The organism is Flavobacterium sp., from assembly GCF_036405015.1.
Lineage (GTDB): Bacteria > Bacteroidota > Bacteroidia > Flavobacteriales > Flavobacteriaceae > Flavobacterium.
The window spans coordinates 1-7,740 of sequence record NZ_DASWYK010000172.1; the positions used below are offsets into that span (position 1 = coordinate 1).

Genomic DNA, 7,740 nt, shown 5'->3' on the forward strand with positions numbered 1-7,740 from the left:
ACTGAATTTGGATTTGCATCTGCTAATTTTGGTAAATACATTAAGAAGAAAATATTCAGTAATAAATTTATTACCACATTTCCAATTTTAATAGCTGCATAAACCATTGGTCTTTGGTTGGCTCTTAATTTAGAAAACGGAATTAATACCAAAGCATCTAAAACCAAAATCCAAACGGTGTAAGTAATATACTGAACATCGACTTCGGCTAGGTTAGCTAATGTGTTTCTAAAAATTAAAGCAACAAAAAGAAAAATAATAGAAGTCCAAAAAATAGAAATTGTAGAAGTTGCAATGACATTTTTCTTGTCGTCTTCGGCACTATAGAATCTAAAAAATGCTGTTTCCATTCCATAAGAAAGCACCACGTTAAAGAAAACCATCCAAGACAATACAATCGAAACTTCTCCATATTCGGCGGTTGGCAAAATTCCTGTATATAATCTCACTAATAAAAAACTCAGCATTCTCGGTAAAACTGTTGCCAGTCCGTAAATTGCAGTTTGCTTGAATAGATTTTTATATAATCCCAAAATATAATTATAATAATGTTTGTAAGACAAAAATAACCATTTCTTTTGTTTAATGGCGTTTTTGTTGATGCAATAAAGAAAAGTTCTGTGTGTTTTTTATACAGTCATTTTGTTTTCGTCTAAGATTTTTACGAAATGAAATCCTCTTGGAGCGTACCCTTGATTATAGTAAAATCGATGTGCACCAAAATTTCCAGTGAATGCATCCAAAACAATACTGCTGCAATTTAATTCTATTGCTCTTTTTTCAATATAATCGGTTAACATTTTTCCAATTCCTTTCGAGCGGTGTTCAGGATGAACCACAAAATTATCAATTTCGAGATATTTTCCTGTCCATAATTTAGTTGCAGACCAGCAGCCTGTTAAACCTAAACACGTTTCGTTTTCAAAAACGGCAATTTGAGTGTAATTATGAGGAATCATTTCTAAAAGAAAAGATTCATATTTCTCTAGAGAAATGTTGGGATATAAAAATCTAATTGTATCTATTTGAGTTAACATTTCAGTAACTGAAGTTAATTCTCTTATATCTAGTTTCATGAAATTGTAAAATTAAAGAATATCAAAAGTACTTAAAAACGTTCTTAAAACTTTCCTGCTTATAAAGAATAAAAGGCTTTTTATGTTCTTTTTAAATCTTATAAAGGTACTATTCGAATATTAAATCTGATAGTTTTAAAATCCATACAATGATAATTAATGCATGAAAGCAACAATTTTATAAATGTTCTAACTATTAAAAATGAAAGATTCAAAACAACTATCAGACCTCTATCTTAATTCTAAAAAAGATGGTTTAACCGAAACAAAAGCATTTGCAAAAATTAAAACCGAATTGAAAAACATCTATCATCAACTTGGATTATCTGCATTAATAAAAACCATTTCTGATATTTCTGTAGCATGTTTTACAAAATCTAAAGATGCAGAAGTATTTGCTAAAGGTTTTTTTTCAATTATTGCTGGCGAAGGAGATGTTGTAAATTCAGAAATGTGCAGTCTCTTTGAACAATGGCTTTTAATGTTTCCAAAATCTTTACTTTTAACAGAAATGCTTGCAGATATTTATGGCGCTGTAATAAACGAAACAAATGACGTTGCTTATACTAAAAAACTAGAAGAACTTGTAAAAGAAAATCCATTACTAAAAAATGCCGCTTTGCAACAATCAAGTACTCTAATGTACTCACACGACACAAAAGATGTAATTGAATATACTAAAGCTGTAGAAAAAATAAAAAGCTTCTTTGATAAATTCCCTGAAATTGAATTTGCCATAGATTATGCAAACGGACTTAAGTACTTAACTCATAAACAAGAGGAAGAAGAAGCAATACAAAGTGTAAATAAACTGAGACTGCTGAATAAAAACTGGAACAATCATTTTATAGCCTATGAATACCTTAATGCTTTATCAAGCCTTACTTGGAAACAAGACGAGAAAGCCTGTCTGGCGACTTTACAAGAAATGGAAAGTCTTTGGGAAAATTGGCCACATAAACCAGAAAACCTTGCTATGTGGCTCTGTTATACTTATTCTAATTATAGTCTTTGTATAGAAGGTGAAGAAAAAAAAGCTGTAGCAAAACGAGTTAATGAACTCTCTGTCTATTGGGAACCAGCGTCACGAATGGCTACTCAAATTGAAAATGGTAATTATCAGTATGCTGTTAAACCTGCCAGAGCCAAATAAAGACTTTTTTTAATTCAAAATATTTCTAAAATAGAAGCAAAGCCTTTTAAATATTGTAATTAATGTATTTTTGTAAGAGAAAGAAAAAAATGCACAAAATAAAAAAATATTTTTTTCAACTATATCAATATAATAATAAGAAAACTTCAACGTTATATTACTAATAACCACTACTTTATAAGTTATTTTCTTAAATCGCTTTCATTATTTTTTTCTGCTTTTTTTAAAACATGTGAATCATATAAAAACCACATGGAAATTATGTAAGATTTTTTCGTTAAACCTTTCTTAAATTTGTAACATAGGGATTGAGAAAGCTAAATACAACCCTTATAAAAAAGGAAGCACTGGGACTAATAAAGCTTGTTTGTTCCCATAAAAGACAAAGCATAAAGGGATTGAAGTTAGCTAAAATGTAACCCTTATAAAAAAACTAAGCACTGGGACTGATAAAGCTTGTTTGTTCCCATAAAAGACAAAGCAAAGGGATTGATTCTGCTGAAATGTAACCCTTAAAAAAACAGAGCCGTGGGACTAATAAAGCTAGTTTGTTCCCAAAAAAGACAAAGCACACAGAGTCAATCTGTCTATTTTTATAAAATGGTAGTGATTCTCAATTTAGTATAATTTGAGAATCACCATTTTATAAACATTATTTTTAAAAAAGAATAAAACTTCCAGAATAAAGAAAAAGCCAGCATTTGCTGGCTTTTCTTTTTATATGGTATGGAGTAAATTATCCATTTAAAGCTTCTGCTCCACCAACAATTTCCAAAATCTCACTTGTAATAGCAGCCTGACGAGCTTTATTATAAGTTAATTTTAATTGGTTTCTTAATTCAGTAGCGTTATCTGTTGCTTTGTGCATTGCAGTCATACGTGCTCCGTGCTCAGAAGCAAATGAATCACGAATTCCTTTATACAATTGTGTTTTTAAAGACTTCGGAATCAAAGTTAGAACAATTTCTTCTTTTCCTGGTTCAAAAATATAATCTCCAGTAGAAGCTTTTGCATCAGATTTAATAGGAGCTAACGGTAAAAATTGTTCTGTTTGAACGATTTGTGTCGCAGCATTTTTAAATTGATTGTAAACTAATTCAATTCTGTCGTATTCTCCAGATAAAAATCTCTCAGTCAAATTATCTGCAATTCCAGCAACATTTTCAAAAGTTAAATGATCAAAAATTGCATTATGATGACCGTGAACTTTATGTGTTTTGCTTAAAGCATCATTTCCTTTTTTACCAATAGCAAAAACATCAACTTGCTTTCCAGCGTAAAACTCTGTACGGTTTTTAATCTCTTTAATAATATTTGAATTGAATGCACCACATAAACCTCTGTTTGAAGTTATAGCTACAAGCAATACTTTTTTTACTTCACGTTGTGTAGTGTAATCTCCTCCTACTTCACCTTCAAGTGTTGCAGAAAGATCTTGCAATAACTCCGTTAATTTCTCGGCATAAGGACGCATTGCAGTGATTGCATCTTGTGCTTTCTTCAGCTTTGCAGCAGAAACCATTTTCATAGCCGATGTAATTTGCATCGTCGATGAAACGGAAGTAATTCTATTACGGATTTCCTTTAAATTTGCCATCTATTAATTAGAAAATGTGACAATTTGAAAATTAGATAATTAGAAAAATGATTAACATCTTCTAATTATCTAATTAACGAATTATCTAATTAGTTATATTTTGCTGAGATTTCTTTTGCTGCTTTTTCGATAACATCTGTAATAGCGTCATCTAATTTACCAGCTTTCAACGCGTTAAGCGTATCTTTATGTTTACTGTTTAAGTAAGCTAAGAAATCAGCTTCAAATTCTTTTACTTTTTCTACAGGAACGTTTCTTAATAAGTTTTTAGAACCAGCATAGATAATAGCTACTTGGTTTTCAACTGTATAAGGATCATTTAAACCTTGTTTCAAGATCTCAACGTTTCTTTTTCCTTTTTCGATTACGTTTAATGTAACTGAATCTAAGTCAGAACCAAATTTAGCGAAAGCTTCTAATTCACGGAATTGAGCTTGGTCTAATTTTAAAGTTCCAGAAACTTTCTTCATAGATTTAATTTGAGCATTACCTCCAACACGAGATACAGAGATACCTACGTTGATAGCAGGACGAACCCCAGAGTTGAACAAATCTCCATCAAGGAAAATCTGACCATCTGTAATAGAGATTACGTTTGTTGGGATATATGCAGAAACGTCACCAGCTTGAGTTTCGATAATTGGTAAAGCAGTTAATGAACCACCACCTTTTACGATAGATTTGATAGAATCTGGTAAATCGTTCATGTTTTTAGCGATACCATCATCAGCGATTACTTTACAAGCACGCTCTAATAAACGAGAGTGTAAGTAGAAAACGTCTCCAGGGTAAGCCTCACGTCCCGGTGGTCTTCTTAATAAAAGAGAAACCTCACGGTAAGCAACAGCTTGTTTAGATAAATCATCATAAACGATAAGAGCTGGACGACCAGAATCTCTAAAGTATTCTCCAATTGCAGCACCCGCGAATGGAGCATAAACTTGCATTGGAGCTGGATCAGAAGCATTAGCAGCAACGATAACTGTATAAGCCATTGCTCCTTTTTCTTCTAACATTTTAGCGATTCCTGCTACAGTTGAAGCTTTTTGCCCAATTGCAACATATATACAGAATACAGGTTTTCCTGCATCGTAAAATTCTTTTTGATTTAAGATTGTATCGATACAAACAGTTGATTTACCTGTTTGACGGTCACCGATTACAAGCTCACGCTGTCCACGACCAACTGGGATCATAGCATCAACTGCTTTTACTCCTGTTTGTAATGGCTCAGTTACTGGCTGACGGAAGATAACTCCAGGTGCTTTTCTTTCTAAAGGCATTTCGTATAAGTCTCCACCGATTGGTCCTTTTCCATCAATTGGAAAACCAAGAGTGTTAACAACACGTCCTACCATTTGCTCACCTACTTTAAGAGAAGCAATACGTTGAGTTCTTTTTGCAGTAGATCCTTCTTTAAGTCCAGTTGATGGTCCTAAAAGTACAACTCCCACATTATCCTCTTCAAGATTCAATACGATACCTTCCATACCGTTATCAAATTCTACTAACTCTCCATATTGTACATTAGATAGCCCGTAAACACGAGCAATACCGTCTCCAACTTGAAGTACTGTTCCTACTTCCTCTAGCGTAGCACCAGATTCAAAACCTTCTACTTGCTTTCTTAATATTGCTGAAATTTCAGCAGGTTTGATTTCCGCCATCTTAATTTATAATTTAGACACTTTTTGTGTTATAAAAACTAATTACTTAACTCTCTTTTTAATACTTGTAATCTATTTGCAACAGAAGCGTTGTATTGATTATCTCCTATTCTCAAAATAAATCCACCAATGATTGAAGGATCTACTATATTTTCAATTGTAATTTTTTTATCTGATAAAGTTGCCACTTTTGCCAAAACTTTAGCTTCTAAAGCAGCATCCATAGGAATTGCTGTAGTAACTTTTGCTACTTCAACGCCGTTGTTTTCATCAAATAATTTATTGTATTCTAAAGCAATTGCATCTAGAATTTCAAATCTTTTGTTTTCGAATAATAAACGAAATAAACCTTTAGTCACTCCATTTGCATCTGCGAAAACTTCTAGAAGAGCACTTTCTTTAACTTCAACTTTAGTCGTTGGGTTTTGAATAAATGTACTCAATTCTGAATTGGTATCAATTGCATTTGCAATTGATTTCATATCGTTATTGACAGCTTCGGCAACACCTTTAGAGTTTGCTAAGTCTAGAATTGCTTTTGCATAACGAATTGCTGCTCTTGTACTTGCCATAATCTTAGTTTAACTTTACGTCACCTAACATTTTCTCTACTAATTTAGTTTGAGATTCTTTGTTAGATAATTCTTCTTTCAATAATTTTTCAGCGATACTTAATGATAAAGTTGAAACCTGAGCTTTAACTTCTGCCATTGCAGCATTTTTTTCACTCTCGATAGCAGCTTTAGCCTGCTCGATCATTTTTTGACCAGCTTCTTGTGCTTCGTTTTTAGAATCAGCAATCATTTTCTCTTTCATTTCACGAGCTTCTTTCAACATCGCGTCACGTTCTGCACGAGCTTCATTCAAAATTCTTTGATTGTCAGCTTGTAAATTTTCCATTTCTCTTTTTGCATTTTCAGCAGAAAGCAATGCATTTTTAATACCCTCTTCTCTTGCAGTGATAGATTCCATAATTGGTTTCCATGCAAATTTTACTAAAAGCAAAATTAATATTACCAAGATTAAAGCTTGCCAGAAGAATAATCCGAATGAAAAATCGTGAATTAACTTATCCATTTTATAACTATATTAAATATTTAATTTCTTTTTTAAAGTAACAACATCTTTAACCAACCGTTAAAGATGCTGTTATTTCTCCTTTATTATTTTCCTAAGATTAAAGCAGCGAATGCTAAACCTTCTAATAAAGCCGCGATAATGATCATCGCAGTTTGGATTTTACCAGCAGCTTCTGGCTGACGAGCAATAGCGTCCATAGCAGATCCACCGATTTTACCTAAACCTAAACCTGCACCGATTACTACTAAACCAGCACCTACTAAAGTTGGAATTGTTCCCATAAGTATTTATATATATAAAATTAAACTTCTAATTAAATGATTGCATTTTCTTCTTCGTGTCCGTGATCATCATGGTGGTGATCCTGAACTGCCATACCAATAAACAATGACGATAACATTGTAAAGATAAACGCTTGTAAGAATGCAACTAAAACTTCAATAACAGAGATGAATAATGTCAATCCTAATGAGATTGGCAAATCTGCTGCTAAATTTTTTCCAACAAAAATCATTGCGATCAAACTCATAATTACTACGTGACCTGCAGTAATGTTTGCATACAAACGAATTAATAATGCGAATGGTTTTGTTAATGTTCCTAAAACTTCAATTGGAGCTAAGATAATTTTCATCGGAACTGGTACTCCTGGCATCCAGAAGATGTGTCCCCAATAATCTTTGTTTGCACTAAATTGTGTAATTAAGAAAGTAAATGCTGCTAAACAAACTGTGATAGCAATATTTCCTGTAACGTTAATTCCTAGTGGAGTCATTCCTAATAAGTTCAACAACCAAACAAAGAAAAATACAGTTAAAAGGTAACCCATATATTTACGGTATTTTTTCTCTCCAATATTAGGAACAGCGATTTCATCTCTGATGAAAATGATAAGTGGTTCTAAAACTCTACCAAATCCAGTTGGGATTGGTCCTTTTTTATATGATTTTGCTAAACCAGTAAACATTAAGAATAATAATACTGATACGAAAAGCATTGAAACAACATTTTTAGTAATTGAAAAATCTAATGGTTTTTCGTTTGTTGGATGACCCTGCTCATCGTGATTAATTGTTCCGGCTGCATCTGTTTTATAAATTTTACCGTGAACTAATTTGTAGAAGTTTCCGTCAACTTCTGCAACTTCTTCTCCGTGGTGTAGTTTTG

General features: G+C 32.4%; 9 protein-coding genes. 1 reads left to right on the plus strand and 8 read right to left on the minus strand.

Annotation, left to right across the window (positions count from 1 at the left end):
* Together VGE71_RS14150 and VGE71_RS14155 are read right to left on the minus strand one after the other, a co-directional pair.
* Positions 1-533: lipopolysaccharide biosynthesis protein (locus VGE71_RS14150; RefSeq protein ID WP_331138923.1), on the minus strand; the 533-nt coding region annotated here is incomplete at its 3' end.
* A 96-nt stretch (positions 534-629) separates the two neighbouring features.
* Positions 630-1,076, minus strand: coding sequence for a GNAT family N-acetyltransferase (locus VGE71_RS14155; RefSeq protein ID WP_331138917.1), 447 nt, complete (start codon positions 1,074-1,076; stop codon positions 630-632).
* A 202-nt stretch (positions 1,077-1,278) separates the two neighbouring features.
* Between VGE71_RS14155 and VGE71_RS14160 the strand changes: the two genes are divergently transcribed.
* Positions 1,279-2,229: a hypothetical protein gene (locus tag VGE71_RS14160; protein ID WP_331138918.1), complete on the plus strand. Its 951-nt coding sequence runs from the start codon at positions 1,279-1,281 to the stop codon at positions 2,227-2,229.
* Positions 2,230-2,965: 736 nt separating this feature from the next.
* On the opposite strand, the gene atpG is transcribed toward VGE71_RS14160, so the two are convergent.
* The 6 genes from atpG to atpB all read right to left on the minus strand — a co-directional run.
* On the minus strand, positions 2,966-3,826 hold the full coding sequence (gene atpG, locus VGE71_RS14165; RefSeq protein WP_331138919.1) for an ATP synthase F1 subunit gamma: 861 nt from the start codon (positions 3,824-3,826) through the stop codon (positions 2,966-2,968).
* An 89-nt stretch (positions 3,827-3,915) separates the two neighbouring features.
* Positions 3,916-5,493, minus strand: a complete 1,578-nt coding sequence (gene atpA, locus VGE71_RS14170; protein WP_109191248.1) for a F0F1 ATP synthase subunit alpha — start codon at positions 5,491-5,493, stop codon at positions 3,916-3,918.
* 38 nt (positions 5,494-5,531) lie between these two features.
* A complete protein-coding gene (gene atpH / locus VGE71_RS14175; RefSeq protein WP_331138920.1) occupies positions 5,532-6,065 on the minus strand; it encodes an ATP synthase F1 subunit delta in 534 nt (177 codons plus the stop codon).
* Positions 6,066-6,069: 4 nt separating this feature from the next.
* A complete protein-coding gene (locus VGE71_RS14180) occupies positions 6,070-6,570 on the minus strand; it encodes a F0F1 ATP synthase subunit B (RefSeq protein ID WP_331138921.1) in 501 nt (166 codons plus the stop codon).
* Positions 6,571-6,656: 86 nt separating this feature from the next.
* A complete protein-coding gene (gene atpE, locus VGE71_RS14185) occupies positions 6,657-6,854 on the minus strand; it encodes an ATP synthase F0 subunit C (RefSeq protein WP_008465835.1) in 198 nt (65 codons plus the stop codon).
* A gap of 32 nt (positions 6,855-6,886) precedes the next feature.
* Positions 6,887-7,740, minus strand: an 854-nt coding sequence (atpB, locus tag VGE71_RS14190) for a F0F1 ATP synthase subunit A (protein ID WP_331138922.1), incomplete at its 5' end; no start/stop codon positions are given.